Here is a 25,973-nt window from a genome sequence, read left to right as displayed (position 1 = left end):
ACCAGCAGGGACCTTTGGCGGTAGCTCGACGCTGAAGGTCTCTTTTGTGTGCGGGCTGGCCCCCTCTCCAGCCTTGAAGGAATGACCTGTGGCCGGGCCTTGAGCGCTCAACGCGCGTAGAGGCGTGGATCCCGGTGGTCGTCGTCCACCGCTCCGTGATCCGGGGCGGACACCCCGTGGGCGTGGGGCGGACGTCCGATCCCGCCGGTGCCGGCCGTCCCCCCACGGGCGCGCGACGCTCGTGCAGCGCGTCCCGACCAGCAAGGAACGACCATGGCGTCCAGCCTGACGAAGGACTCGGTCCGCCCGGGCACCCCCGGTTCCGAGAAGACCTTCTTCGGCCACCCCCGCGGACTGGCCACACTCTTCATGACCGAGATGTGGGAGCGGTTCTCCTACTACGGCATGAAGGCCCTCCTCCCGCTGTACCTCGTGGCACCGGGCGGCCTGCACCTGAGCGCGGCCACAGCGACCGCCATCTACTCGGTGTACGTCTCGCTCGTGTACCTGCTCGCCCTGCCGGGCGGCTGGTTCGCCGACCGCGTCCTCGGCCCCCGCAAGACGGTCGCCGTGGCGGGCTTCGTCATCATGCTGGGCCACCTCACGCTGGCCCTGCCCTCCTCGGGCACCTTCTTCGCCGGTCTCGGCCTCGTCGCGATCGGCTCGGGCCTGCTGAAGGCGAACATCTCCACGATGGTCGGCCACCTCTACGACGGCCCGGACGACCCGCGCCGCGACGGTGGCTTCACCCTCTTCTACATCGGCATCAACCTGGGCGCCTTCGCCGCACCGCTGGTCATCGGCACCGTCGGTGAGAGCGTCAACTGGCACCTGGGCTTCGCGCTCGCCGCGCTCGGTATGGCGCTCGGCCTCGGCCAGTACCTGCTCGGCGGCCGCCACCTGAGCTCCCAGTCGCAGGTCGTCCCGACCCCGCTGTCGGCCGAGGAGAGGAAGTCCACGCTGACCAAGGCCGCCCTGTGGGCGGGCCTCGCGGTCGTCTTCTACGCGACCATCGGCTTCACCGGCGTCTACACCCTGAACTGGCTGCTGGTCCCGATCACCCTCGCCGGCCTGATCATCCCGGTCCTGGTCATCGCCCGCATCAAGCGGGACAAGGAACTCGACCGCGCCGACCAGTCGAAGATGACGGCGTACATCTGGTTCTTCGTCGCCGCTGCCGTGTTCTGGATGATCTACGACCAGGGCGGCTCGACGGTCTCGCTGTTCGCCGACTCCTCGGCGAAGAACACGATCTTCGGCTGGAACTTCCCGGTCTCCTGGTACCAGTCGGTCAACCCGGTCATGATCATGGCGCTGGCCCCGGTCTTCGCCTGGGCGTGGCTGGCGCTGGCCCGGCGCGGCAAGGAGCCGAGCACCGCGGTGAAGTTCGCGATGGGCCTGGTCCTGATCGGCGCGTCCTTCTTCCTCTTCCTCGCCCCGCTGGCGATCGCCGACGGCGGTCACAAGGCGGCCGCGATGTGGCTGGTGGCGATCTACTTCGTGCAGACCATCGGTGAGCTGACGCTGTCCCCGGTGGGTCTGTCGGTCACCACGAAGATGGCGCCGGCGAAGTACGCCTCCCAGATGATGGGTGTCTGGTTCCTGGCCGTCACCGCCGGTGACGCCACGACCGGTCTGCTGTCCATCGCGGGCGTCGACCTGAACAAGACGGGCATCGTGGCCCTGCAGGCCGCGCTCGCCGCGGTCGCAGGTCTGGCGGTGTGGATGTACCGCAGCAAGGTCAAGGAGCTCATGGGCGACGTGCACTGACGTCGGTCCCGGACTCTCGGAGGGCCGCCGCACCCACGTGGATGCGGCGGCCCTCCGCCGTTCTCCGGGGTCAGCGGACGCGGCGGGGCAGGAACGTGAAGACCGCGCCGCCCAGCAGGATCGCCGTTCCCGCCACCAGGCCGAGGGCCTCGAGGGTGCCGTGGTCGTCCGAGCCCGTCCGGGCCAGGCCGCCGCCTGCCGTACCCCCGGCCGCGGTACCGCCGCCCGTACCCCCCGACGACGTGCCTCCGGACGTCCCGCCCGGCTGCTGAGCGGTGTTCAGCGTCAGCGACACCTCCGTCTTCGTCGGTGTGCACGTCGTGGTCGTGCCGAGGGCCTTGATGGTCAGCACGCCCGGCGACAGCGTCGACTCCCCGTCGGCGCCCGGCTTGTACGTGCCGGTCAGGTCCGGGATCCCGATCGGATCACCCGACTTGACGTCCTGCGCGTTCGCCGGTCCCTCGACATGGACCGTTCCCTTGTCCGCGCCGCCCACCACCATCTCCATCGACGGCTTCACCGAGCCTTTGGGGATGTCCGCCGGGCTGTTCATCACCGACTTCTTGAACCGCACGGTGAGACCGAAGTTCCCGCCCTCCTTCTTCGCGTTGATCTGCACCGGCGAGGTGGCGCTCTTGTCGCCGATGGGCGTCCTGCAGGCGTACGGGACCTCCTTGCCCGTGAAGTCCCGCTGCCCGCCGCCCTCGCCGCCGGTCGCGCTCGCGCTCGCCGTCGGGGCCGTCGACGCGGAGGAGGTGGCCGTCGGGGACGTCGCGGTGGACGACGCGGTCGGCAGAGGCGTCGTCGGCACCACCGTCGGCAGCCCGCCCGTCGTACCGTCCGCTCCCCCGCTCCCTGTCGATGGGCGAGACGGCGCTCTTGTCGCCGATCGGCGTCCTGCACTGGTAGTTGACGTCGACGACGTCGGCCCGGGCCGTGGGAGCGGCCGTCAGGACCGCGGAGCCGGCCAGGACAGCGGCGGACGCGAGCGCCGCGCTTCGCTTGTGGTACGACACGGTCCCCTCACCCCTGACGGCACATCAGATTCGGCCGTCAAGGTACGCCTGGGGCCGTGGGGAGGGAAGACGCAGTGCGCGCGGGATCCGCGGCGACAGGGCGCGCGAGGCGTGTCGCGGGAAGAAGGGTTCGAACCGCGGGTAACCAGAGGTCAGCCACCCACGAGATGACCGAGCCGGGTCATGCGGGCGTGCCGAGCCGCATCACGCGGGCGCGCCGAGCTCCGCCCACACCGTCTTGCCGGCGACGCCGGGGGTCCTGACGACGCCCCAGTCCAGACAGAGCCGCTGAACGATGAACATCCCGTGGCCGCCAGGGCGTCCGGCGCGGTGCGGGGTGCGCGGGGCGGGCTGGCCGGAGCCACGGTCCGAGACCTCGATGCGCAGCACCTTGTTGTCGCACGCGATCCGCAGCTCTTCGGGCCCCTCGGCGTGCAGGCACGCGTTGGTGACCAGTTCGGAGACGACGAGCAGCACGTCCTCGGCAGCGGCCCGCTGGTCGGCGGTGGCGGCGGGCAGCCAGCCCCATGCGTACAGCGCCTGGCGGGTGAAGTCGCGGGCGAGCGGAACGACACCGCTCTCGCCCGCGAAGCTCATCCTGCGGACCTGCCGGCCGGAGGAGGGCGCCGCCTCCCCTGGCGCACCGGACGAGGCAGCCTCGCCCGACGGGCCCTGCGCGGACGTTCCGGAAGCGCCGCTGGGCTCGGGGCCGCGGTCGCCCGGCGAGTAGGGCCGGGTGGTGCTCATCAGCGCTTCACCTCACCGATTCACCAGTTCACGATTCAAGACTCGGTACGGGGTCGACGTGTATCCGTCGGTTGTTGCTCGTGCCGTGCGTTCGAGGCCCTTTTCCTTGCGGCTTTCACCCTCACCGCCGACATGGTCAGCATGTCTCCTGCCCGACCGGACCGCTGGAACACCCATGGATTCGGCCGGGGACCTGTGACGCGCGTAACGTGCCGATAACGCGGAGGGATCCGGGATGCGAACCATCGGCGGCGTCACTCGGCCAGCGCGGCGTCCAGCGTGTCGTGGACGGTGAAGACGGCGTCCGCCCCGGTGATCTCGAAGACCCGGGCCACCACCGGCTGCATCCCCACGAGATGGACCCCACCGCCCGCGGACTCGGCCTTCAGCCGGGCGGAGAGCAGGACGTTCAGCCCGGTGGAGTCGCAGAACTCCAGCCTCGAGCAGTCGACGACCAGGCGTGAGAACCCCTTCTCGAGGCAGTCCTCGAGAGGTTCGCGCAGTAGATCGGCGGTGTGGTGATCCAACTCACCCGCCGGGGTCACAACGGCACTCGTGCCCTCTTGTCGCACCTCGACCAGAAGCCGGCCCGACTGTGCGCTGCCGACCGTCCCGCGGTCCATGCCGTCTCTCTCCCGACCGTCGTGGTTGATGCTGGACGCCCTCGAACATTACGCCCTCTGTGCGCCTCTCGACACCTGAACAACCCCACCAATTCGGACATTTCACCACAGTACGCACTTGCGAACGGTCAACGAAAGCGGGTAGGGCTAGTAGAGACACCCATTCAACACGGCCGGCTTTGGAGGGCGCCGCACACCGCAGTGCACATATGGGCATCGGCGGCCATATGCCGACAACGATGGAGGACATCATGTCACCCCGGCTCGACGCATCGCAGACCCAGAGGGCGACGTCGACACCCCCCCTGGAACGACCGGACCACGGCTACGGCCTGGCCGACCACGAAGGCCCCACCGGGCCCGACGGCCTCGCCGACCTACCGGAGATTCCCCCGTACGACGAAGTGGGACCGGTCGACGCCCGGGCCCTTTCCAAGACGCTCTTCGAGAGGCTCGAGTCACTCGAAGAGGGCACGCACGAATACTCGTACGTGCGCAACACGCTCGTGGAACTGAACCTTGCCCTGGTGAAGTTCGCCGCCTCCCGCTTCCGCTCGCGCAGCGAGCCGATGGAGGACATCATCCAGGTGGGCACGATCGGCCTGATCAAGGCCATCGACCGGTTCGAACTCAGCAGAGGCGTCGAGTTCCCCACCTTCGCGATGCCGACGATCGTCGGTGAGATCAAGCGCTTCTTCCGCGACACGTCCTGGTCGGTCCGTGTCCCGCGCCGGCTGCAGGAGCTCCGCCTCGACCTGGCCAAGGCCGGCGACGAACTGGCCCAGAAGCTCGACCGCGCACCCACCGTGGCCGAACTGGCAGAGCGCCTCGGCATCTCCAACGAGGAGGTCGTCGAGGGCATGGCCGCGTCGAACGCGTACACGGCCAGCTCCCTCGACGCCCAGCCCGAGGAGGACGACTCCGAGGGCGCGCTCGCGGACCGCATCGGCTACGAGGACCACGGGCTCGAAGGCATCGAGTACGTCGAGTCCCTGAAGCCGCTGATCGCCGAACTTCCGCAGCGTGACCGGAAGATCCTCTCGCTGCGCTTCGTGGCCAACATGACGCAGTCGGAGATAGGCGAGGAGCTGGGCATCTCGCAGATGCACGTGTCACGGCTGCTGTCCCGCACTCTGGGACGCCTGCGGAAGGGACTCACCGTCGAGGAGTGAGACCCGCCGCGGCGGGCAGCGGGTGAGGCCCGCCGCGATGCGCGGTGAGTGACGCCCGCCACGTGCCACCTGCCGAGTGGTACCAGCCGCCCGGTGTCCGGCCGAATCCCAGAACTCGGCCGGGCACCGGGCGACTTGCGTTCGAGCGCCGCTTCGCAGATCGTTCCCCGGCCGTTCATCACCTGCTCACAACGAGTTCCCCGGTTACCGGCGGGAACCCCTTTTCCCGCAAGGTGACTTCCCTCACTATGGTCACCCCATACCGGCCGGTACGTCTGGGTCCCAGGCATGCCCGCCGGCACACGCGGGCTGCGAGGAGGCAGCGGGATGACCCGGGCGGAGCGGGACGACGACGATGACGTCGAGGCCGGCGGCGGCATGCACGACACGGTGCCCGACGCCCGCCTCACCGATCTGCTGAGGACTGACACCCCGACCGCGTATCCAGCTCTGCGCGAACTACGCATGCGTCACCGCACCGCTGTCCTCGCCTACGCACGGCTGTGCACGGTCGAGGAGACGGCGGCCCGGCAGCTGACCGCGCAGGCGTTCGCGCTCGCGTCCCGCGACGCCGCCCGCGGCACCGACCCGCGCGGCCCGTGGCGCCACCAACTCCTGCTGCTCACGGGCCGGGTGACCCGTGCATGGGCGACGGACGAGCGCGCCGCCCGGCTCGATCCGGGGCTGCTCGCACATCTGCGCGCGGTCGGACCCGAGGGCGTGGCTCCGGCGATGCTGGCGGCGTTCCAGGCGCTCCCGGTCCGGGTGCAGGGCCTGGTCTGGTACGGCGTCGTCGACCAGGAGCCGCTGGAGCGCACTGCGGTTCTGCTCGGCCTGTCCCCGCAGGACGTGGCGTACGACATCGAACCGGCGTTCAAGGCGCTGCGCGAGTCGGTCCTGAAGACCCGGCTCGCCGGCTCGGGCAACCCCCGCTGCCAGGACTTCCGGCGGCTCATCGAGGAGTCGGTGCGCCCCGACAAGCCGCGCTACAGCGCCGATCTGCACGCCCACATGGCGTACTGCGTGCACTGTGCCACCGCGTACGAGGAGCTGTCGCACCTGCGGGACGCCCCGCGTACGGCACTGGCGGAGGGGCTGCTGCCGTGGGGCGGCGCCGCGTACGTGAGGGGCGACGGGGAGGAGCAGAGCCCGGCCGCCGGGGCCGGGCTCGCCGACTGGTGGCCGTCGCGGCGGTTCGCGCTGGCGGCGACGGCCGTGGGCGTGGCACTGGCTCCGCTGCTGGTCTACCTGATGGCCTCGGGCGGTTCGCAGCCGGCGCGGGCCGCGAGCGAGATCCGCAGGCCGACGCCACCGCCCGCGGTGACGGTGACGGCGACGGTCTCGGTGACGCCGTCGTCCTCGCCCTCCCCGTCCCCCTCCCCCACTCCGGCGAGGACGTCACCGAGCCCGACGCCGACGCCCTCGCGCACGGCGACCACGCACCCGGCGTCCCCCAAGCCGAAGCCTCCCGTCGCGCACCCGCCGAACGGCACGTACGCCCAGGTGGTAAACGTCGCCTCGGGGCTGTGCCTGGACATCCGCGACGGGGTGATGGACCTGGGCACGGACGTCGTCACGGCCCCGTGCTCCTCGTCGCCGACGCAGCGCTGGCGCGTCGACGCCTCGCGCGCAGTCCTGCAGTCGGAGGCCGACCCCGCCTTCTGCCTGGACAGCCGCGGCTCCACCTACCGGGGCGTCGGCATCTGGGAGTGCTCCTCGGTCTACGGCCGGAACGGGCAGAACCTGCGCTTCACGGTCGACTCCCGCGGAGTGATCCGCCCGGCGATCGCTCCCGACCACGCGGTCACGCCCTACGGCGGCGACACGGTCTTCCTGATGTGGGACCAGGGCGGCGACGATCAGCGCTGGAAGGCGGGCGCCGCCTGACGACCGATGGCGGCTGCCTGACGGCTAGGCGACCCTCCGTCCCCGCCGCCACACCTCGTCGACCAGGGGCACGCCCGGGCGGTAGGCGAGGTGGACGTGGCTCGGGGCGTCGAGGAACGCCAGGTCCGCGTAGGCGCCCGGGGAGAGGCGGCCGACGTCCGTGCGGCGCAGGGCGCGGGCGCCGCCCGCCGTGGCCGACCAGAGCGCCTCGTCCGGAGTCATCCGCATGTCCCGCACGGCGAGCGCGATGCAGAACGGCACGGAGGACGTGTAGGACGAGCCGGGGTTGCAGTCGGTGGACAGGGCGACCGTGACGCCCGCGTCGAGGAGGCGGCGGGCGTCGGGCCACTGGGCGCGGGTGGAGAACTCGGCGCCCGGCAGCAGGGTGGCGACCGTGTCGCTGTTCGCGAGGGCGTCGACGTCGGCGTCCGTCAGGTGCGTGCAGTGGTCGGCGCTGGCCGCGCCGAGTTCGACGGCGAGCTGCACACCGGGGCCGTACGACAGCTGGTTGGCGTGGACCCGCGGGTGCAGGCCCTTGTCCCGGCCCGCGGTGAGGATCGCGCGGGCCTGGTCGCCGTCGAAGGCGCCCTTCTCGCAGAAGACGTCGATCCAGCGGGCGTGCGGTGCGCAGGCGTCGAGCATCTCGCCGGTGACCAGGGCCACGTAGGCGGCCGGGTCGTCGGCGTAGTCGGGGGAGACGATGTGGGCGCCGAGGTAGGTGACCTCGTCGGTGTGCGCGGAGGCGATCCGCAGGGCGCGCTCCTCGTCGTGGACCGTGAGGCCGTAGCCGGACTTGGTCTCCAGGGTGGTGGTGCCCTGGCGGAGGGCCTCGGTGAGGTGGCGGACGAGGTTGGTCTCCAGTTCCGCGTCCGTCGCGGCCCGGGTCGCGGCCACCGTGGTGCGGATGCCCCCCGCCGAGTAACCGCGGCCCGACATGCGGGCGTTGAACTCCTCGGTGCGGTCGCCCGCGAAGACCAGGTGCGAGTGGGAGTCCACGAAGCCCGGGATCACCGCGCGGCCGCCTGCGTCGACCCGATTGTCAGTGGCGGGTGCTTTGCTCGACTCACCGGTCCACGAGACGCGGACGCCGTCGAGGACGAGGGCCGCGTCCCGGATCAGTCCAAGGGGGGACCTGTCACCGAGGGAGGGGTCGTTGGTGACCAGGCTGGCGATGTTGGTGATGACGGTGCTGCTCATGAGTTCCTCGTGGGTGGCCGGGCCGTCGGCGGGCGGCGTCGCGGACGTGTGGCTTCGGGTCGTCAGGCGCGCAGGGCTTCGACGGCGTCCGCCAGCGCGCGTGGCACGTCCGGTACGAGCAGGTGGGCTCCGTCGCGGACGACGTGCCGGCCGCCCACGACCGTATGGCGCACATCCGCTGCCGTCGCGGCGAATACCGCCGTCTCGGCGCCCAGCCGTGGCAGGGGCCCTGCGGTCCTGACCGAGTCGAGCGCGATCGTCGTGAAGTCGGCGAGCGCGCCCGGCTCCAGGGCGCCCGCGCCGTCCCAGCCGAGCGCGGCGTGCCCGTCGGCGGAGGCGGCCCGCAGCAGGGCCGCCGCCGTCCAGTGACCGCGGGTGCGGGTGCGCAGCCGCTCGTTCAGCTCCATCGCGCGGGCCTCCTCGAACAGGTCGATGACGGCGTGGCTGTCGGAGCCGAGACTGAGCGGCGAGCCGGCCGCCTGCAGGGCCGGGGCCGGACCGATGCCGTCGGCGAGGTCCCGCTCGGTGGTGGGGCACATGCAGGTGCCGGTGCCGGTGGAGCCGATCAGCTGGATGTCCTCGTCCGTGAGGTGCGTGTTGTGCACCCCGGTGGTGCGCGGCCCGAGGACGCCGTGGTCGGCGAGGAGCCGGGTCGGGGTACGGCCGTGTGCCTGCCGGCAGGCGTCGTTCTCGGCCGTCTGCTCGGACAGGTGCACATGCAGCGGGGCCCGCCGCTCCTGCGCCCAGCGCGCCACCGTCTCCAACTGCTCGGCGGGCACCGCCCGTACGGAGTGGATCGCCGCACCGATCCGTGCGTGATCGCGTTCCTTGAGAACTGAACAGCGTTCCGCCCAGGCCTCGGCCGTGCCGTCGGAGAAGCGGAGCTGGTGGGTGTTGGGCGGCTGTCCGAAGCCGGAGGACAGGTAGGCGGTGTCGAGGAGGGTGATCCGGATGCCGGCCTCGGCGGCGGCCGCGATCAGCGCCTCCCCCATGGCGTTGGGGTCGGCGTAGGGGGTGCCGCCGGGGGCGTGGTGCACGTAGTGGAACTCGCCGACGGCGGTGACCCCGGCCAGCGCCATCTCCGCGTACACGGCGCGGGCGAGCGCGTGGTACGTGTCCGGGGCCAGTCTGTCCGCGAACGAGTACATGACCTCGCGCCAGGTCCAGAAGGTCCCCGAGCCGATCTGGACGGTGCCGCGCAGGGCGCGGTGGAAGGCGTGGCTGTGGGCGTTGGCGAGCCCGGGGAGGGTCAGCCCGCGCAGGACCTCGGCGCCGGGCGGTGGGGCGTCGACGCCGGTGCGGACCGCGGTGATGCGCCCGTCGGCCACCTCCAGGGCGACGCCCGGCTCGACGGCCGGGTCGAGCCAGGCGTGCTCCAGCCAGTACGTCCGTGTCACCTGCACACCAGCCCTTCCAGTACGTCGGCGAGCGCGGCCACCCCGGCCAGGCAGTCGTCCTCGGCGGCGTACTCGGCCGGGGAGTGCGACACGCCCGTGGGGTTGCGCACGAACAGCATGGCGGTCGGGATGCTCCCGGAGAGGATCCCGGCGTCGTGTCCCGCCCCGGTGCCGAGGACGGGCACGGTCAGGTCGGTGTCCCGGCCGAGGATGCGGGCCACTTCGTCCCGCAGGGCGTGGTCGAACTCGACGACCGGCGTGAACGACTCGCGCACCACGTCGAGATCGACACCGTGTGCATCGGCGCACTCCCGGGCCGCCTTCTGGATGCCTCCCACCACGGTGTCGAGGCTCGCCTGGTCGGCGGCACGGGAGTCGAGCCAGCCGCGGACGAGGGAGGGGATCGCGTTGACCCCGTTGGGCTCGACGGCGATCTTCCCGAAGGTGGCCACGGCACCGGCGAGTTCGGCCTCACGGCGGGCGGCGAGCACGGTCTCGGCGTACGGCAGCATGGGGTCGCGCCGGTCGGCGAGCCGCGTGGTCCCCGCGTGGTTGGCCTCGCCCCGGAAGTCGAACCGCCACCGGCCGTGCGGCCAGATGGCGCTGGCGACTCCGACGGCGTCCCCGCCGATGTCGAGCGCCCGCCCCTGCTCGACGTGCAGCTCGACGAACGCGCCGATTCGGCCGAGCCGCTCGGGATCGGGCCCGATGGCGTCGGGGTCGTACCCGGCGGCCTCCATGGCCCGCGGCAAGGTGATCCCGTCACCGTCGGTCAGCCGGTGGGCCTGCTCGCGGGTGAGCTGCCCGGCGGCGAGCCGCGACCCGACGCAGGCCAGCCCGAACCGGGCGCCTTCCTCGTCGCCGAAGTTGACGATGCCCAGGGGCTTGGCGAACCGGACGTTCCTGCTCCGTAGCTCGTCGAGCGCGGCGAAGGCGGACACGACCCCGAGAGGCCCGTCGAAGGCCCCGCCGTCGGGCACGGAGTCGAGGTGGGAGCCGGTGACCACGGCGTCCCCCTGGGCGGGGTCCCCGAGCCAGGCCCACTGGTTCCCGTTCCGGTCGACTTCGTGAACCAGCCCCCGGACTTCGGCCTGCTCCTGGAACCAGGCCCGGCACTCGGCGTCGGCACCGCTCCAGGCGAAGCGCCGGTAGCCACCGGAGGCGGAGTCGCGGCCGACCGGCAGCAACTCCGCCCACATGCTGTGGAACGTCACGCGTCGTCACCCTCGCGCATCGGCACCCGCACGCCCCGCTCCTCGGCGACGGACTCCGCGATGTCGTACCCGGCGTCGACGTGCCGGATGACACCCATCCCGGGGTCGTTGGTGAGGACCCGGCGGACCTTCTCGCCGGCCAGCGCGGTGCCGTCGGCCACCGTCACCTGCCCGGCGTGGATGGAGCGGCCCATCCCCACGCCACCACCGTGGTGGATGGACACCCAGGACGCGCCGGACGCCACGTTGACCATGGCGTTCAGCAGCGGCCAGTCCGCGATCGCGTCCGACCCGTCGAGCATCGCCTCCGTCTCGCGGTACGGCGAGGCGACGGACCCGCAGTCGAGGTGGTCGCGGCCGATGACGATCGGCGCGCTCAGCTCCCCGCTCGCCACCATGTCGTTGAACCGCTCTCCGGCCTTGTCCCGCTCCCCGTACCCGAGCCAGCAGATACGCGCCGGAAGTCCCTGGAAGTGGACCCGCTCGCCGGCCATCTTGATCCAGCGCGCGAGGGACTCGTTCTCGGGGAAGAGCTCGAGGATCGCCTTGTCGGTCTTCGCGATGTCCGCCGGGTCGCCCGACAGGGCCGCCCACCGGAACGGGCCCTTCCCCTCGCAGAACAGCGGCCGGATGTAGGCGGGGACGAACCCGGGGAAGGCGAACGCCCGCTCGTAACCCGCGAGCTGCGCCTCGCCACGGATCGAGTTGCCGTAGTCGAAGACCTCCGCACCGGCGTCCATGAAGCCGACCATGGCCTCGACGTGCCGGGCCATCGACTCACGCGCACGGGTGGTGAAGCCGGCCGGGTCCTTGGCGGCGTAGGCGGCCATGTCCTCGAAGGCGACGCCGACCGGGAGGTACGAGAGCGGGTCGTGGGCGGAGGTCTGGTCGGTGACGACGTCGATGGGGGCGCCCATGGCGAGGAGCTGCGGCACCAGCTCGGCGGCGTTGCCGAGGACGCCGATGGACAGCGGACGGCGGGCGTCGCGCGCCTCGACGGCCAGCTGGAGTGCGTGCTCGAGCGAGTCGGCCTTCACGTCCAGGTACCGGTGCTCGATGCGGCGCTCGATGGCCCGCGGGTCGCAGTCGATGCAGATCGCGACGCCGTCGTTCATGGTGACGGCGAGCGGCTGGGCGCCGCCCATGCCGCCGAGGCCGGCGGTCAGGGTGATGGTTCCGGCGAGCGAACCGCCGAACTTCTTGGCGGCGACGGCGGAGAACGTCTCGTAGGTGCCCTGCAGGATGCCCTGGGTGCCGATGTAGATCCAGGAGCCGGCGGTCATCTGCCCGTACATGGTCAGGCCGAGGGCCTCCAGACGGCGGAACTCCTCCCAGTTGGCCCAGTCGCCGACGAGGTTGGAGTTGGCGATGAGGACGCGCGGCGCCCACTCGTGGGTCTGCATGACGCCGACGGGGCGGCCGGACTGGACGAGCATCGTCTCGTCCTGCTTGAGGGTCTTCAGGGTACGGACCATCGCGTCGAAGGAGCGCCAGTCGCGCGCGGCCTTGCCGGTGCCGCCGTAGACGACGAGCTTGTCGGGGTGCTCGGCGACCTCGGGGTCGAGGTTGTTCTGCAGCATCCGCAGGGCGGCCTCCTGCTGCCATCCCAGGGCGCTGCGTTCCGTGCCGCGGGGCGCTCGGACGGGCCGGGGTCCTGACATGGTCTGCCTCCTGATGGACGGCGTCACGCGGCGGGGGCGCGCGGGACTGTTGCAGTGGTTATTCACATCCTGACCATCTGAATAGAACTAGTCAATACGTCCTTGCGCCAGCAGGGCCGGGGCCGGGATGTTTGGCTGGAGGCATGACCGCAGACGGTGACACGGGACGGGGGACGCGGTGGAGATGGCGAACATCGGGACAGGGGGAGGCGGCGACGCCGAGCGGGCGGCACGGCGCCACGACGCCGTGCGGGCCGCCGTCGAACACGGGCTGCTGGGGCCGGACGCCCCGCTGGCCGGCCTGCTGGACGTCGCGGGCATCCGGGACTCGGCGGCGGCGCTGCGGGCGGCCTTCGACGCGGTGGTGGCGCCGGGGACGCCGGTGCTGCACGCGTTCGCGGTCAAGGCGACCCCGCTGGTGCCGGTGCTGCGGCTGCTGCGCGAGGCGGGCATCGGCGCCGAGGTGGCGAGCCCCGGAGAGATGGCGCTGGCCCGGGCGGCCGGGGTGGCGCCGGAGCGCATCGTGCTGGACTCGCCCGCCAAGACGGCGGCCGAGCTGCGCCAGGCGCTGGAGCTGGGCGCCGCCGTGAACGCGGACAGCCCGCAGGAGCTGGCACGGCTCGACGAGCTCGTCCACACGGTGAGGACGGACTCCCCGCTGGGGATCCGGGTGAATCCGCAGACCGGGGCCGGTTCCATCCAGGCGCTGTCGACGGCGACGGCCACCTCCAAGTTCGGGGTGGCGTTGCGGGACGAGGGGGCGCGCGAGTGGGTGGTGCGCGCTTATGCGGAGCGGCCCTGGCTGACGCGGCTGCACGCGCACTCCGGCTCTCAGGGGGTGCCGCTGTCGCTGATGGCGCGGGGTGTCGCGGAGACGTACACGCTCGCCGAGGAGATCAACCGGCACGTCGGGCGCCGGCAGATCGACACGATCGACATCGGCGGCGGACTGCACGTCAACTTCGGCTCCGACGTCACGACGCCGACGTACGCGCAGTACGCGCGGCTGCTGGCTCAGGCGGTGCCGGGGCTGTTCGACGGGCGGTACGGACTGGTCACGGAGTTCGGGCGGTCGCTGCTGGCCAAGCACGGGACACTGGTGGCGCGCGTGGAGTACACCAAGAGCGCGGGCGGCCGGGCCGTCGCGGTCACGCACGCGGGGGTGCAGGTCGCGGTGCGGACGGTGTACGCGCCGGCGTCCTGGCCGCTGCGGATCGCCGCCTACGACGCGAAGGGGCGCCCCAAGGAGGGACCCGAGGTGGTGCAGGACGTGGCGGGACCGGCGTGCTTCGCGGGCGACCTGCTGGCCGAGGCACGGGCGCTGCCGCTTCTGGAGCAGGGCGACCACGTGGCGGTGCTGGACACCGGCGCGTACTACTTCGCGCACCACTACGCCTACAACTCCCTTGCCCGGCCCGCGGTGTACGGCTACGCGCCGGACGGGGACGGCGGGATACGGTTCGCCGTCGTGCGGGAGCCGCAGTCGGTCGAGGAGATCGTGGCGGAGTCTGGCGGGGGGCGCGCGGGAGCGCTGTCGGAGCTCTGAGGAAACCGCGCGCCCTGCCCGGCCGCCCCTGCGGTATGCACGCGGACCGCATACCCGCACGTCAGCGAGAAGGACCGCTACTCGCACCAACACCCCGGCGAACAGGGTCAGTTGACCCACCTTAGTGGTCCCGCGCATGTTCCACTGGAAAATGCCGGATCCCTCACCCTTCGCGCACACGTTGCGTAGCGTCTGTGTCACTCAGCCGTACCCGAGGCGGGAGGGGAGCACCGCTGTGCCCGGAATCGACGAGTGTCTGCTGGAAGCCATGCGCCTGCCCGGTGCCCGGGGTGCCGCGGTGGTCGACTGGACCAGCGGGCTCGCGCTGGGCACGGTCGGCGACGCCCCCGGCGGTGACCACGAGACGACGGCGGCGGAGGCGGCGGAACTGGCCCGGCTGGCCGCCGAACACCGTGCCTTCGCACCGGAGGGGGACGCCGACTGGTCCGCGGACGCCTGTCCGGTCGAGGATCTGATCGTCGCCAACCGGGACAGCTACCACCTGCTCCGGTTCGTCCCGACGACCTTTGACAGCAGTGTCTTCCTCCACCTGTGGCTGGCACGCGAGGACGGCAACCTCGCCCTCGCCCGCATCCGGCTCGGCGAGATGGCCGGACGGCTGGTGCTGGGATGACGATGGTCGGACTACCGCCTGCGCTGCCGGTACGGCAGGGGACGCGGATCCCGGGCGGCGGCCTGTCCCCCATGCTCAGCCGGCTCGCCGCCGAGCGGGCCACCGGTGTGCTGATGCGCGAGGGCGGGATGCTCCACCTGTCCGAGGGCCAGGTGGTGTACGCGGAGAGCCCCGCCACCCCGGGCCTCGACAGCCTGCTCATCGCGCACGGCGTGCTCGACGAGGAGGACTGGCGGGAGGCGCTCGCGCAGGCGGGGCCGCAGGGGCTGGTGGGCCGGTTCCTGGTCGACAGCGGCCGGATCGTCCAGGGAGCCCTGGAGCTGTGCCATCTGGGAGCGCTGTTCGACGCGGCGTACTTCGTGCTGGGCCCGAGCAGCGCCCCCGCCCGCTTCCGCTACGGCGAGGCCCACTGGCTGGGGCCGGTGCACCCGGTTCCGGTGACCGCGGTGGAGCGGGAGACACTGCGCCGCCGGGACCTGCTCCACGCCATCTGGCCCGACCCGGCGATCGACGAGGCCCCTCTGGTCCGCGCCGGCCGCCCGACGGTCCCGACGGTCACACCCCGCCAGGAAGCCGTACTGGGCCGCGTCGACGGAACGCGAACGGCGGCGGACATCTCACGGACACTGGGCCGCCCGGCGTTCCACACGCTCGTGGACATAAGGCGCCTGGCGGCGGCGGGGTTCGTATCGCCTCGTGTCGCCGCGCCGACACCGGACCCCGCACCGGACCCGGCGCCGGCACCGGGCGGCGAACCACCTACGCCCACCGAAGAGCTGCTGCCCTGCCAAGACCCCCACATCACCTTGCTGAAAAGGCTGAGAGATGCGCTGGAGGCCCTTTGACCGCCCCGCGCGGCAGCGACCTCGCGCCGAGAGGAGACAGCTGATGACAGCCGAGGCGGACGTCCTGGACGAACTCCGCCGACTGAGATCCCGCATCCCCCAGCTGACCGGCTCCCTCGCCGCCAGCGTCGACGGACTCGTCCTCGCCCAGGACGCGCCCGGCGTCGAACCGGAAGGCGTCGCCGCGCTCACCGCGGCCGCGCTGGGCGTCGCCGTACGGCTGGCGCAAGCGACGGGACAGGGCGACTTCCGCGAGGTGCTCGTCCGCGGCGTCCACGGCTACGTGGCCACGTACGCCGCGGGCCGCAACGCCGTCCTGACGGTACTGGCCCAGGACCGCGTCAACGTCGGCCGGCTACACCTGGAGGGCCGTCGTGCGAGCGCCCGGATCGGCGAGCTGGTCGACGAGGCCGCCGCCCGCGCCGAGCCGCCACCACAGCCCCCCGCCCCATGGACCCCCACCCAGCCCCCACCCACCAGGCCCGCACCCACGCGGACCCGCACCGCGCGCACCCCCGCGAGCCCACGTCCGGCCGCGAACGCGCGAACCACCACCGAAAGTTGAAAGGACTCATCCCGAAATGGCCAACACCGAAACCGCGCTGAAAGAGGCGCTCGCCTCCATCGAGGGTGCGACCGGAGCCGCGCTCGTCGACTACACCAGCGGCATGGCCCTGGGCACGATGGGCGGCAGCAAGAGCTTCGACCTCACCGTCGCGGCCGCCGGCAACACCGACGTCGTACGGGCCAAGCTGCGCACCATGGAACACCTCGGCCTCAAGGCCCAGATCGAGGACATCCTGATCACGCTGTCCGACCAGTACCACCTGATCCGGTTGCTCACCGGCCGCGGCGGCAACGGCCTGTTCCTGTACCTCGTCCTTGACGCCAAGCGGGCCAACCTGGCGATGGCCCGCCACCAGCTGAGGAAGATCGAGGAGGAACTGGAGGTCTGACCCTCCGCCCGGCCGCTCCCCGCACCAGTGCCCTACAAGGCCGCTAGACGAGCTCGGCGGTACGGCGGCGCGCCCCACCCGGGGCCGCGTCGCCGGCCGCGATGCCGGTGCTGCGGTAGCCCTTGACCGCCTTGCCCGCGGGGCCGCCGCCCCGGCGGCCGAGCCAGTCGACGCGCACCCACAGCAGCACGTCGTCGGCCTTCTCGCGCCGCCCGAGCCAGGCGGCCTTCAGGCGCAGCCCCGCGCCGGTTCCGGCGAGCAGCATGCCCCCGACGGCGGGCGCCGCGAACGCGCTGCCGAGCGCGGCGGCGAAGGCGGCGAGCAGCCACCAGCGGTGGCCGCGCCGCCAGGTGCGGACGGTGACCGCCCGGTCCTGGAGGACGTCGTACTTCCCGGCGCGGGCGGCAGCGCCGACGAGGGCGGCGTACCGCTTGCGGCGGGAGAAGGCGACGACGGCGGTCGCGACGACGAACAGCGCGGCCCCGGCCAGGACGCCGATCCGGCGTCCGGTCACACCCGGCACGAGCATCCCGATGCCGGCCGCGAACACCCCGAGCCACCACAGCGGCGCTGCCCCCGCCCGCACGACGACTGCCACCCGAGCCAGTCCCTGTCCTCCGCGCACCACGTCCGGCCTCCCGTCTCCTCCTGTGAAGCGCCTCAGTGCACGGAGGCTAGCGAGAGAACCTGAGACGAGTCTGAAAACCCCGCGGCGAGGCGTGCGGACCGGGCTACTCGACGAACAGCCCCCGGGCCGCGGCCCGCGTGTCGAACTCCTCCAGGCGTGCCTGGGCGTCCGGCAGGTCGTCGCACATCGCTTCGAGGAGGACCCGCCCGAGGAGCATCGGCGCACAGGCCGTGTCGAAGGCGAGTCCCGTACCGACGGCGGCCGGCAACAGCAGGTCGGACACCTTGGCCACGGGCGCGAACGCCGAGTCGGCGACCGTCACCACCGTCAGGCCCGCTTCCCGGGCGTACGCCAGCGTGTCCACGACCTCGCGCGGATGCCGGGGCAGCGCGAAGCAGAGCAACGCGCTCGCGCCCGCCCGTACGGCCGCGTCGATACGGTCCTGGAGCATCGTGCCGCCCTCGTCGAGCAACCTGACGTCCGGGTGCACCTTGGCCGCGAAGTACGCGAAGCCGTACGCCTGGGAGGCCGCGGCCCGCAGGCCGAGCACCGGCAGGGGGCGCGAGGCGGCGAGGATCCGGCCGGCCTTGTGCACCGGCTGCGGGTCGGCCAGCGCCTCCGCCAGATGCCTCAGGTTCTCTATCTCGGCCTCCACGGCCTGCTGGTACTCGTTGTACGCGCCGGCCCCGGCCGTCTGTTCCGGGGGCGCGACCTCGCGCAGGTGCCGGCGCAGCGCCGGGTAGCCGTCGAAGCCGAGAGCGACCGCGAAGCGGGTCACGGACGGCTGGCTGACCCCGGCGAGTTCGGCGAGTTCCACGCTCGACAGGAACGGCACGTCGGCGGCCCGTCGCACCATGCTGTGCGCGATGCGCCGCTGGGTCGGCGTGAGCCGGTGCCCCTCGAAGAGCGCCTGCAGCCGTGCGGCAGGGCTGTCGGCCACGCTCATGACGTGCTCCCCCTCCCAGGGTCCCGTGATCACCGCCCGACTATTCAAGCACCGAGAACCCTGCATGGCGATATGCAAGCCGGTCGTCCGCCCCGCACGCGATGCGGCTTGAACTCCCCAGCCGCGAACTGACGGGCCCGTGTCGGCGTCGGCCCGGGTTGACGGATACGGCGCGGGCGCCACTGCCTGTGGCCGCAAGGACAGCTGCCTATCCGCGGTCCGACCGTGGCGTGGCCGTCCCGTCCGAGGCCGTTTCGGCTTTCGTGTGGAGGATCTCGCGGGCCTGGTCAGCTGCGCGGACGAGGCTCTCGGAGACGTAGTCGAGGAAGCGGGCGGTGTTCTCTAGGCGGGCGCCGGCAGGGGTGCCGGGGCCGAGGACACCGACGCCCTGCCGTGCGGTCTCGGCGACCTGGGCGGTGGCCCGGGCGCTGGACATCATCGCCTGGTACATGACCTCGTCGTCGACGACATAGCGCTCACGGCGGCGTTCGTCGCGTTCCCGGCGGACGAGTTCCTGGCTCTCGAGGAACGCGATGGCCTTGGAGACGGACGCCGGGCTGACCTGGAGGCGCTGGACGAGTTCGGACGCGGTGAGGCTGCCCGCGTCGCTGATGGTGAGGCAGGCCATCACCCGCGCCATCATCTGGGGCGTGCCGGACTGCATGAAGACGGTGGTGAGCGTCTCCTCGTACGCGCGCACGGCCTCGGGATCGCGTCCGTAAGCCTGCGGGGGCGCCTCCGGACCGCGGGGCGCGGCCTGCCTGCGGCGGTGGGCGCGGCGTTCGGTGGCGCGATGGGCGAGGTCGGCGCGGTAGGCGGTGGGGCCGCCGTTGCGCATGACCTCGCGGGTGACGGTCGAGGTCGGACGGTCGAGACGTCTGGCGATCTCCGCGTAGGCGAGCCCGTCGGCCAGCCCCAGCGCGATCTGCTGGCGTTCCTGCTGAGTGAGCCTGCCTCCCGGCATCGCGGCCTCCTTCGTGGTGCGGGATGGGCCCACCTTAGCTTTCACCTTCAAGCCATTGCAACGATCCGCCTGAGCCGTTGCGTTAAGGTGTAGAGTCATTGCAATGATTTAGCTGCATCTACCTGCGTTGATGCTACTTCTACGCAACGAATCTCTTGCCTGAATCTCGAACGCAACGTAGCGTTTCAAAAGTCAGAAACGACATCGACAGGAGCGCATCATGCAGAGGTTCGCCACCCCCACCCCGGTCTCCGCTGTTCTCGGCATCCCCGCGGGACGCATCCAGTTCATCGCCTCCGACCGGGCCGACACGACGGTCGAGGTCCTGCCCGCAAACGCCGCCAAGAGCCGCGATGTGAAGGCGGCGGAGCAGATCGAGGTCGCCTATGACGACGGCGTCCTGCGGATCGCGGCCCCGGAGGCGAAGAACCAGATCTTCGGACCCTTCGGATCCGTCGAGGTGACCGTCCAACTGCCCGCCGGCTCCCACGTCGAGGCCAAGGCGGCCGGCGCCGAACTCCGGGTCGTCGGCCGCCTCGGCGACCTCACCTTCGAAGGCGCGTACCGCCAGATCAAGATCGACGAGGCCGCCGGCGTCCGCCTCACCGCGGTCGACGGCGATGTCGAGGTCGGCCGGCTCGGCGGCTCCGCTCAGATCAGCACCCCCCGGGGCGACATCCGGATCGCCGAGGCCGGGCGCGGCACGCTGGTGCTGCGCACCGAGTCCGGCGACATCTCGGTCACCGCCGCCGACGGCGTCTCGGCCGTCCTGGACGCCGCCACCGGCCACGGCCGCATCAGCAACGCCCTCAAGAACGACGGCGCCGCCGAACTCGACATCCGCGCCACCACCTCCCACGGCGACATCACCGCCCGCAGCCTGTAGTTCCGCAGTCAGAAACAGGGGGCACCTCTCATGACCGACCTGGCCATCGCGGCGAACGGACTGCGCAAGTCCTACGGAGACAAGGTCGTGCTCGACGGCGTCGACCTGGCCGTTCCCGAAGGGACGATCTTCTCCCTGCTCGGCCCGAACGGCGCCGGCAAGACCACCGCCGTGAAGATCCTCTCGACGCTGATCAGCGCTGATGCCGGCGTGCTCCACGTCGGTGGCCATGACCTGGCCACCGACCCCCAGGCGGTCCGCGCCACGATCGGGGTCACCGGGCAGTTCTCCGCCGTCGACGGCCTGATCACCGGCGAGGAGAACATGCTCCTCATGGCGGACCTGCACCACCTCTCCCGCCGCGAGGGCCGGCGCACCGCCGCCGAGCTGCTGGAGCGCTTCGACCTCACCGAGGCCGCGAAGAAGCCCGCATCCACCTACTCCGGCGGCATGAAACGGCGCCTGGACATCGCCATGACCCTGGTCGGCAACCCGCGGATCATCTTCCTCGACGAGCCGACCACCGGCCTCGACCCGCGCTCCCGCCACAACATGTGGCGGATCATCCGGGAGCTGGTCTCCGACGGCGTCACCGTCTTCCTCACCACCCAGTACTTGGAGGAGGCGGACGAGCTCGCCGACCGTATCGCCGTGCTCGACGACGGGAAGATCGCCGCCGAGGGTACCGCCGAGGAGCTGAAGCGGCTCATCCCCGGCGGGCACGTGCGACTGCGCTTCGCCGACCCGGCCGCGTACGAGAGCGCCGTCCTCACCCTGCGCGAGGTCACCCGGGACGACGAGGCACTGGCGTTGCAACTCCCCAGCGACGGCAGCCAGCGCGAGCTGCGCTCCATCCTCGACTGGCTGGACTCGGCCGGCATCGAGGCGGACGAGCTGACCGTGCACACCCCCGACCTCGACGACGTGTTCTTCGCCCTGACGGGCGGCGGCGACGTCCCCGACCAGCCCAAGGAGACCGTCCGATGAGCTCCCGCCTGGCTCCCGCCCGCCCGACCCGGATCTCCCTCGCCGTGCGCGACTCGTCCACGATGCTGCGCCGCAACCTCCTGCACACCCGGCGCTACCCGTCCCTCACCCTGAACCTGCTGCTCACCCCGGTCATGCTGCTGCTGTTGTTCGTCTACATCTTCGGCGACACCATGAGCGCGGGCATCGGTGGCGGCGGCGCCAACCGCTCCGCCTACCTCGCCTACCTCGTGCCGGGCCTGTTGCTGATGACCATCGGCAGCACCACGATCGGTACCGCGGTGTCCGTGTCCAACGACATGACCGAGGGCATCATCGCCCGCTTCCGCACGATGGCGATCCACCGCGGGTCCGTGCTCGTCGGGCACGTCGTCGGCAGCGTGCTGCAGTCGATCATGAGTGTGGTCCTCGTGGGGGCCGTCGCCGTGGCCATCGGCTTCCGGTCCACGAACGCCACGGCCCTGGAGTGGGTCGCGGCGTTCGGGCTGCTCACCCTGTTCGCCCTGGCGCTCACCTGGATCGCGGTCGGGATGGGCATGGTCAGCCCGAACGCCGAGGCCGCCGGCAACAACGCGATGCCGCTGATCTTCCTGCCGCTCATCTCCAGCACCTTCGTCCCGGTCGACAGGATGCCGGGCTGGTTCCAGCCGATCGCCGAGTACCAGCCGTTCACACCGGCCGTCGAGACCCTGCGCGGCCTGCTGCTCGGCACCGAGATCGGCCACAACGGATGGCTCGCGATCGCCTGGTGCCTGGCGCTGACCGTCCTCGGCTACCTGTGGTCGAAGTCGGTGTTCGACCGCGACCCGAAGTAGCGACACGAGCACGCGGGCCGCCTCCCGCAACCCGATCACGCCCGAGGGCGGCGTTCACCGACGCGGTGTCGGTGTACGCCGCCCCGTCGGCGTTCTGCCGGTGGACCCCCGCCGCAACGGGGGGTTGTCCCCAGTGCGGGGAGATCCCCGCTTCCCTACCGTTGTGCGCATGACCGGAATGGACGCGCGCGACGCCGACCTGAAGAAGGAACTCGACGCCATCCTTCCTGGAGAAGGTCGACCAGCGCATCGACGGCGCGATCGACCGCCGGGTGCGGCGGCAGCTGGCCGAGCAGCGCATGGTCGTGGCGCGCGGCGCACGCTCGCCCCGGGCGACGGACTCCTGGGGCGAGCGCTTCGGCTTCGGCATCGTGTCGCTGGTCGTGGCGGTCCCGCTCTCGGCGATCGGCGGCGCCTTCGGCGGCGTGTCCGGCGTCGTGGCCGCCTGGCTCGGCATCGTCGGCGTCAACGCGGTCCAGGCCGCCCGCACCAACCCGGGCCTCTTCGCCCGCCGCCGCAAGTCTCCCCAGGACAGCGAGTGGGAAGACTGAGCCTCCCAGCCCGGTGGTCCCGCGAGCCGAACGAATTGAGCGCCGACCACCGCAACCATCAATTGAGCAACCACGACGGCGAACAACCAGGTCCGCGAGAGCGGCGCCGGCTCAGGCGCAAAGAGGGGCCCGCGAGAGCGGCGCCGGCTTAGGCGCAAAGAGGGGCCCGCGAGAGCGGCGCCGGATCAGGGCGCAGAGGGGTATGCGCGGGGACCGCCGCACCCCCGTCGCCGGGGGGCGGGACGACGGCGGTCCCCGCGGGGGACGCGGGCCGGGTCAGGGCCGGGCTTGCGCGTCCGTGGCGTCCGTGGAGGTCCGGGAGCCGCTCCGGAGGTCCTTGGCGCCGTTCGTTGCCGGCCGGGGCGGGGAGCCGCTCCCGCCGCCTGCCGACACCGACTAATGTGCCGGACCCGTGTTAAGCGGGTGCTGCGTGGACGTGACGCGCTCGTACCACTTCCGAGAAGCGGTTGTTCCCGCCCGTCACCGGAAGTTCCCCGGTGACACGCCCGGTTCACCGGACGTTCGCTACTGCTTTCCGCCCTTGGCCAGGAACGCCAGCAGGTCCTGCCGGCTGACCACCCCGGTCGGCTTGCCCTCGACCAGGACGATCGCCGCGTCGGCCGCACCGAGCACCGACATCAGGTCCGCGACCGGCTCACCGGAGCCGACCTGCGGCAGCGGCGGGGACATGTGCTTCTCCAGCGGGTCGTCGAGGGAGGCGTGCTTGGTGAACAGCGCGGCCAGCAGCTCGCGCTCGACGACGGAGCCCACGACCTCGGCGGCCATCACGTCGGGGTGACCCGCGCCCGGCTTGACGATCGGCATCTGCGAGACGCCGTACTCGCGCAGCACCTCGATGGCCTGACCGACGGTTTCGTCGGGGTGCATGTGGACGAGGGAGGGGATGGCGCCCTCCTTGTCCTTGAGCACGTCGCCGACGCGTGCGCTCGGGCCCGTGTCCTCGAGGAAGCCGTAGTCGGCCATCCACTCGTCGTTGAAGATCTTGCTGAGGTACCCGCGTCCGCTGTCGGGCAGGAGCACCACCACGACGTCGTCCGGGCCGAGCCGCTCGGCGACCCGCAGGGCGGCGACGACGGCCATGCCGCAGGAGCCGCCCACCAGCAGGCCCTCCTCCCGGGCCAGCCGCCGGGTCATCTGGAAGGAGTCCTTGTCGGAGACGGGGATGATCTCGTCGGCGACGGTGGGGTCGTACGCGGTCGGCCAGAAGTCCTCACCGACGCCCTCGACCAGGTACGGGCGCCCGGAGCCGCCGGAGTACACCGAGCCCTCGGGGTCGGCGCCGACGACCTTGACCCGGCCGTCGCTGACGTCCTTCAGGTAGCGGCCGGTGCCGGAGATGGTGCCGCCGGTGCCGACGCCGGCGACGAAGTGGGTGATCCTCCCCTCCGTCTGCTCCCACAGCTCGGGGCCGGTGGAGTGGTAGTGCGACAGGGGGTTGTTGGGGTTGGAGTACTGGTCGGGCTTCCAGGCGCCGGGGGTCTCACGGACGAGCCGGTCGGAGACGTTGTAGTAGGAGTCCGGGTGTTCCGGGGCCACCGCCGTCGGGCACACGACCACCTCGGCGCCGTACGCACGCAGCACGTTGATCTTGTCGGTGGAGACCTTGTCCGGGCAGACGAAGATGCACTTGTAGCCCTTCTGCTGGGCCACGATCGCAAGGCCGACGCCCGTGTTGCCGCTGGTCGGCTCCACGATCGTGCCGCCCGGCTTCAGCTCGCCGCTCTGCTCGGCCGCCTCGATCATGCGCAGGGCGATGCGGTCCTTGACGGAACCGCCGGGGTTGAAGTACTCGACCTTCGCGAGAACGGTCGCCTTGATGCCGGCGGTCACGCGGTTGAGCCTGACCAGCGGGGTGTTGCCGACCAGGCTGATCATCGAGTCGTGGAATTGCACCGTTGTCTCCGGTTGCTGCACAGGTAGTGGTCGTGATGGTTCCGCCAGCGTAAGCGTTCGTACCGCCCGGACGGGTGCGCTGAGCGAACGAGCCCTCGGGCAGGGGCCGTCCCGGGCGTTCACGCACCGTTGAGATTGGGCGACGGGGCGTACGGGGCAAGCACTGGATGTACGGCTACGAGGAGGTGGCGGCGACGCATGTCGAGCATGTCGAGGGCGAGAGTGGCCCGGCGCATCGCGGCGGGCGCGGCGTACGGCGGCGGCGGTATCGGCCTGGTCGGGGCGGCCGCCGTCGGGTTGCTGGTCGCCGAGGTGCAGTTGGCCAAGCGCCATGTGGGCAACGGACACAGCCCGCACCCACCGAGCGCGGACGGCCTGTACGGACGTGGCTACAGCGCCCTCGGCGAACCACCGCTGAGGCTGGTGATGCTCGGCGACTCCACCGCCGCGGGGCAGGGCGTGCACCGCTCCCGGCAGACGCCGGGGGCGCTGCTGGCATCGGGACTGGCGGCGGTGGCCGAACGGCCGGTGGAGCTGCGCGTCGTCGCCCTTCCCGGGGCGCAGTCGGACGACCTGGACCGTCAGGTGGCACTGACGCTCGCGGTCCACGACCGGATCCCCGACATCTGCGTCATCATGATCGGCGCGAACGACGTGACGCACCGTATGCCACCGACGCGGTCGGTGCGGTATCTGTCGGCGGCGGTACGGCGCCTGCGGACCGCGGGCGCGGAGGTCGTCGTCGGCACGTGTCCCGACCTGGGCACGATCGAGCCGGTGCAGCAGCCGCTGCGGTGGCTGGCCCGCCGGGCCTCCCGGCAACTGGCCGCGGCCCAGACGATCGGGGTCGTGGAGCAGGGCGGCCGGACCGTGTCGCTGGGCGATCTGCTGGGTCCGGAGTTCGCGGCGAACCCCCGGGAGCTGTTCGGCCCCGACAACTACCACCCCTCGGCGGAGGGGTACGCCACGGCGGCGATGGCGGTCCTGCCCACGGTGTGCGCGGCGCTCGGCCTGTGGCCGGCTGAGGAGGAGCGCCCGGACGCGTCCCGGCGCGAGGGCTTCCTGCCGGTGGCCCGGGCGGCGGCGGAGGCCGCGGACGAGGCGGGCACGGAGGTCACGGCCGCGGTGCCGACGGGACCGCGGGGGCCGTGGGCCCTGCTCAAGCGCCGCCGTCGCCGCCGGCTGCCGACACCGGAGGCGGCCCCTACGACGGCCCCGGAACCGTCCGTGTGACGCCGGGGGCGTTCCCTCGCCCCCGGCCTCCGGGTCAGAGCAGGGTGCTCCCAGCCGGGGCTCCCGTCCCGGAAGGGGCGCGGGGAACTGCGCGACCGCCCACACCGCGCGCAGCCGCCCTGCCTGCCCACGCCACCCTCCTGACGCGCGAGCGGTGCCGCCGCGCACCGTCGGCTCTTCCGGCGTTCGACGGACTGGGCCGCAGGCCGCAAGCGGGGCCCTGGGGCGCTGCCCGCAGCGACGGCACGCCCACCCCACCCGCACCGTTTCCAGCCGAACCGCCCGGACGACCAAGCAAGCGCTTAGAAAATTGCGGCCCGAGTCACACGCCCATGCCCGTGACCTCCACCGTACGTACGGGTAACTTCCCCCACAGCCCTGCTC

22 protein-coding genes and 3 pseudogenes are annotated in these 25,973 nt (G+C 71.9%); 13 read left to right on the top strand and 12 right to left on the bottom strand.

Annotated elements, in window-relative coordinates; all coding sequences use genetic code 11:
- Positions 1-273: 273 nt before the first annotated feature.
- Positions 274-1,770 (top strand): oligopeptide:H+ symporter, encoded by a 1,497-nt coding sequence (locus tag C3488_RS02745; RefSeq protein WP_103837663.1) that lies wholly within the window; start codon positions 274-276, stop codon positions 1,768-1,770.
- A gap of 70 nt (positions 1,771-1,840) precedes the next feature.
- Here the strand turns inward: C3488_RS02745 and C3488_RS02740 are convergent.
- From C3488_RS02740 to C3488_RS02725, 4 genes and pseudogenes are all read right to left on the bottom strand, one after another.
- Positions 1,841-2,701 (bottom strand): annotated as a pseudogene (locus C3488_RS02740) (hypothetical protein); the annotation flags it as partial.
- Positions 2,628-2,786, bottom strand: a pseudogene (locus tag C3488_RS41240) (peptidase); the annotation flags it as partial. The pseudogenes C3488_RS02740 and C3488_RS41240, both read right to left, overlap by 74 nt.
- 204 nt (positions 2,787-2,990) lie before the next feature.
- The gene (locus C3488_RS02730; protein ID WP_103837662.1) at positions 2,991-3,533 is read right to left on the bottom strand and encodes an ATP-binding protein; all 543 of its coding nucleotides are present in this window, start codon (positions 3,531-3,533) and stop codon (positions 2,991-2,993) included.
- A gap of 254 nt (positions 3,534-3,787) precedes the next feature.
- Positions 3,788-4,156, bottom strand: a complete 369-nt coding sequence (locus C3488_RS02725; RefSeq protein WP_103837661.1) for an STAS domain-containing protein — start codon at positions 4,154-4,156, stop codon at positions 3,788-3,790.
- Between the two features lie 251 nt (positions 4,157-4,407).
- On the opposite strand from C3488_RS02725, the gene C3488_RS02720 reads away from it, so the two are divergent.
- Positions 4,408-5,328: an RNA polymerase sigma factor SigF gene (locus C3488_RS02720; protein ID WP_103837660.1), complete on the top strand. Its 921-nt coding sequence runs from the start codon at positions 4,408-4,410 to the stop codon at positions 5,326-5,328.
- A 327-nt stretch (positions 5,329-5,655) separates the two neighbouring features.
- Positions 5,656-7,215 carry an RICIN domain-containing protein gene (locus C3488_RS02715; RefSeq protein WP_103837659.1) on the top strand — a complete coding sequence of 520 codons (1,560 nt, stop codon included), beginning with the start codon at positions 5,656-5,658 and terminating at the stop codon, positions 7,213-7,215.
- A gap of 24 nt (positions 7,216-7,239) precedes the next feature.
- Here C3488_RS02715 and hutI read toward each other — a convergent pair whose 3' ends face one another.
- The 4 genes from hutI to hutU form a co-directional block, all read right to left on the bottom strand.
- Positions 7,240-8,412, bottom strand: coding sequence for an imidazolonepropionase (gene hutI / locus C3488_RS02710; RefSeq protein WP_103837658.1), 1,173 nt, complete (start codon positions 8,410-8,412; stop codon positions 7,240-7,242).
- Positions 8,413-8,474: 62 nt separating this feature from the next.
- A complete protein-coding gene (locus C3488_RS02705; protein WP_103837657.1) occupies positions 8,475-9,815 on the bottom strand; it encodes a formimidoylglutamate deiminase in 1,341 nt (446 codons plus the stop codon).
- Entirely contained in the window at positions 9,806-11,023 is a 1,218-nt protein-coding gene (locus C3488_RS02700; RefSeq protein ID WP_103837656.1) for an allantoate amidohydrolase, read from the bottom strand. The genes C3488_RS02705 and C3488_RS02700 overlap by 10 nt, the downstream gene beginning before the upstream one ends.
- Positions 11,020-12,684: a urocanate hydratase gene (gene hutU / locus C3488_RS02695; protein WP_103837655.1), complete on the bottom strand. Its 1,665-nt coding sequence runs from the start codon at positions 12,682-12,684 to the stop codon at positions 11,020-11,022. The genes C3488_RS02700 and hutU overlap by 4 nt, the downstream gene beginning before the upstream one ends.
- A gap of 184 nt (positions 12,685-12,868) precedes the next feature.
- Between hutU and C3488_RS02690 the strand changes: the two genes are divergently transcribed.
- The 5 genes from C3488_RS02690 to C3488_RS02670 all read left to right on the top strand — a co-directional run bounded on the left by C3488_RS02690 (position 12,869) and on the right by C3488_RS02670 (position 16,665).
- Entirely contained in the window at positions 12,869-14,230 is a 1,362-nt protein-coding gene (locus C3488_RS02690) for a diaminopimelate decarboxylase (RefSeq protein ID WP_103837702.1), read from the top strand.
- A 235-nt stretch (positions 14,231-14,465) separates the two neighbouring features.
- Entirely contained in the window at positions 14,466-14,864 is a 399-nt protein-coding gene (locus tag C3488_RS02685; protein ID WP_103837654.1) for a hypothetical protein, read from the top strand.
- Positions 14,861-15,709: a hypothetical protein gene (locus C3488_RS02680; RefSeq protein WP_103837653.1), complete on the top strand. Its 849-nt coding sequence runs from the start codon at positions 14,861-14,863 to the stop codon at positions 15,707-15,709. The genes C3488_RS02685 and C3488_RS02680 overlap by 4 nt, the downstream gene beginning before the upstream one ends.
- A 43-nt stretch (positions 15,710-15,752) precedes the next feature.
- On the top strand, positions 15,753-16,274 hold the full coding sequence (locus C3488_RS02675) for a roadblock/LC7 domain-containing protein (protein ID WP_103837652.1): 522 nt from the start codon (positions 15,753-15,755) through the stop codon (positions 16,272-16,274).
- 16 nt (positions 16,275-16,290) lie between these two features.
- Positions 16,291-16,665 (top strand): hypothetical protein, encoded by a 375-nt coding sequence (locus C3488_RS02670; protein ID WP_103837651.1) that lies wholly within the window; start codon positions 16,291-16,293, stop codon positions 16,663-16,665.
- A 43-nt stretch (positions 16,666-16,708) separates the two neighbouring features.
- Here the strand turns inward: C3488_RS02670 and C3488_RS02665 are convergent, their stop codons facing one another.
- The 3 genes from C3488_RS02665 to C3488_RS02655 form a co-directional block, all read right to left on the bottom strand.
- The gene (locus C3488_RS02665) at positions 16,709-17,293 is read right to left on the bottom strand and encodes a hypothetical protein (RefSeq protein WP_103837650.1); all 585 of its coding nucleotides are present in this window, start codon (positions 17,291-17,293) and stop codon (positions 16,709-16,711) included.
- Between the two features lie 103 nt (positions 17,294-17,396).
- A complete protein-coding gene (locus tag C3488_RS02660; RefSeq protein ID WP_103837701.1) occupies positions 17,397-18,239 on the bottom strand; it encodes a MurR/RpiR family transcriptional regulator in 843 nt (280 codons plus the stop codon).
- A gap of 208 nt (positions 18,240-18,447) precedes the next feature.
- Positions 18,448-19,203 (bottom strand): helix-turn-helix domain-containing protein, encoded by a 756-nt coding sequence (locus C3488_RS02655; protein WP_103837649.1) that lies wholly within the window; start codon positions 19,201-19,203, stop codon positions 18,448-18,450.
- A gap of 220 nt (positions 19,204-19,423) precedes the next feature.
- On the opposite strand from C3488_RS02655, the gene C3488_RS02650 reads away from it, so the two are divergent.
- The 4 genes and pseudogenes from C3488_RS02650 to C3488_RS02635 all read left to right on the top strand — a co-directional run bounded on the left by C3488_RS02650 (position 19,424) and on the right by C3488_RS02635 (position 22,442).
- Positions 19,424-20,089 carry a DUF4097 family beta strand repeat-containing protein gene (locus C3488_RS02650; RefSeq protein WP_103837648.1) on the top strand — a complete coding sequence of 222 codons (666 nt, stop codon included), beginning with the start codon at positions 19,424-19,426 and terminating at the stop codon, positions 20,087-20,089.
- Positions 20,090-20,119: 30 nt separating this feature from the next.
- Complete coding sequence (locus C3488_RS02645; RefSeq protein WP_103837647.1) at positions 20,120-21,076, top strand: ATP-binding cassette domain-containing protein; 957 nt, start codon at positions 20,120-20,122, stop codon at positions 21,074-21,076.
- Entirely contained in the window at positions 21,073-21,891 is an 819-nt protein-coding gene (locus C3488_RS02640) for an ABC transporter permease (RefSeq protein ID WP_103837646.1), read from the top strand. The genes C3488_RS02645 and C3488_RS02640 overlap by 4 nt, the downstream gene beginning before the upstream one ends.
- 178 nt (positions 21,892-22,069) lie before the next feature.
- Positions 22,070-22,442, top strand: a pseudogene (locus C3488_RS02635) (hypothetical protein).
- Between the two features lie 525 nt (positions 22,443-22,967).
- On the opposite strand, the gene C3488_RS02630 reads toward C3488_RS02635, so the two are convergent.
- Complete coding sequence (locus C3488_RS02630) at positions 22,968-24,356, bottom strand: cystathionine beta-synthase (RefSeq protein ID WP_103837645.1); 1,389 nt, start codon at positions 24,354-24,356, stop codon at positions 22,968-22,970.
- A gap of 198 nt (positions 24,357-24,554) precedes the next feature.
- On the opposite strand from C3488_RS02630, the gene C3488_RS02625 reads away from it, so the two are divergent.
- On the top strand, positions 24,555-25,589 hold the full coding sequence (locus tag C3488_RS02625; protein WP_103837644.1) for an SGNH/GDSL hydrolase family protein: 1,035 nt from the start codon (positions 24,555-24,557) through the stop codon (positions 25,587-25,589).
- The last annotated feature ends 384 nt before the right edge of the window (positions 25,590-25,973 follow it).

It is taken from the genome of Streptomyces sp. Ru72 (genome assembly GCF_002920635.1).
Classification (GTDB): Bacteria; Actinomycetota; Actinomycetes; order Streptomycetales; family Streptomycetaceae; genus Streptomyces.
Note: the sequence above shows the minus strand (reverse complement) of the source record. Positions and strands in the feature narration are given on the sequence as shown.

Bases quoted from the DNA above. Each gene is read 5' to 3' on its own strand.
- C3488_RS02745 (WP_103837663.1), top strand. From the start codon at position 274: ATGGCGTCCAGCCTGACGAAGGACTCGGTCCGCCCGGGCACCCCCGGT.
- C3488_RS02730 (WP_103837662.1), bottom strand. From the start codon at position 3,533: ATGAGCACCACCCGGCCCTACTCGCCGGGCGACCGCGGCCCCGAGCCC.
- C3488_RS02725 (WP_103837661.1), bottom strand. From the start codon at position 4,156: ATGGACCGCGGGACGGTCGGCAGCGCACAGTCGGGCCGGCTTCTGGTC.
- C3488_RS02720 (WP_103837660.1), top strand. From the start codon at position 4,408: ATGTCACCCCGGCTCGACGCATCGCAGACCCAGAGGGCGACGTCGACA.
- C3488_RS02715 (WP_103837659.1), top strand. From the start codon at position 5,656: ATGACCCGGGCGGAGCGGGACGACGACGATGACGTCGAGGCCGGCGGC.
- hutI (WP_103837658.1), bottom strand. From the start codon at position 8,412: ATGAGCAGCACCGTCATCACCAACATCGCCAGCCTGGTCACCAACGAC.
- hutU (WP_103837655.1), bottom strand. From the start codon at position 12,684: ATGTCAGGACCCCGGCCCGTCCGAGCGCCCCGCGGCACGGAACGCAGC.
- C3488_RS02690 (WP_103837702.1), top strand. From the start codon at position 12,869: ATGGCGAACATCGGGACAGGGGGAGGCGGCGACGCCGAGCGGGCGGCA.
- C3488_RS02680 (WP_103837653.1), top strand. From the start codon at position 14,861: ATGACGATGGTCGGACTACCGCCTGCGCTGCCGGTACGGCAGGGGACG.
- C3488_RS02675 (WP_103837652.1), top strand. From the start codon at position 15,753: ATGACAGCCGAGGCGGACGTCCTGGACGAACTCCGCCGACTGAGATCC.
- C3488_RS02670 (WP_103837651.1), top strand. From the start codon at position 16,291: ATGGCCAACACCGAAACCGCGCTGAAAGAGGCGCTCGCCTCCATCGAG.
- C3488_RS02660 (WP_103837701.1), bottom strand. From the start codon at position 18,239: ATGAGCGTGGCCGACAGCCCTGCCGCACGGCTGCAGGCGCTCTTCGAG.
- C3488_RS02655 (WP_103837649.1), bottom strand. From the start codon at position 19,203: ATGCCGGGAGGCAGGCTCACTCAGCAGGAACGCCAGCAGATCGCGCTG.
- C3488_RS02650 (WP_103837648.1), top strand. From the start codon at position 19,424: ATGCAGAGGTTCGCCACCCCCACCCCGGTCTCCGCTGTTCTCGGCATC.
- C3488_RS02645 (WP_103837647.1), top strand. From the start codon at position 20,120: ATGACCGACCTGGCCATCGCGGCGAACGGACTGCGCAAGTCCTACGGA.
- C3488_RS02640 (WP_103837646.1), top strand. From the start codon at position 21,073: ATGAGCTCCCGCCTGGCTCCCGCCCGCCCGACCCGGATCTCCCTCGCC.
- C3488_RS02625 (WP_103837644.1), top strand. From the start codon at position 24,555: ATGTCGAGCATGTCGAGGGCGAGAGTGGCCCGGCGCATCGCGGCGGGC.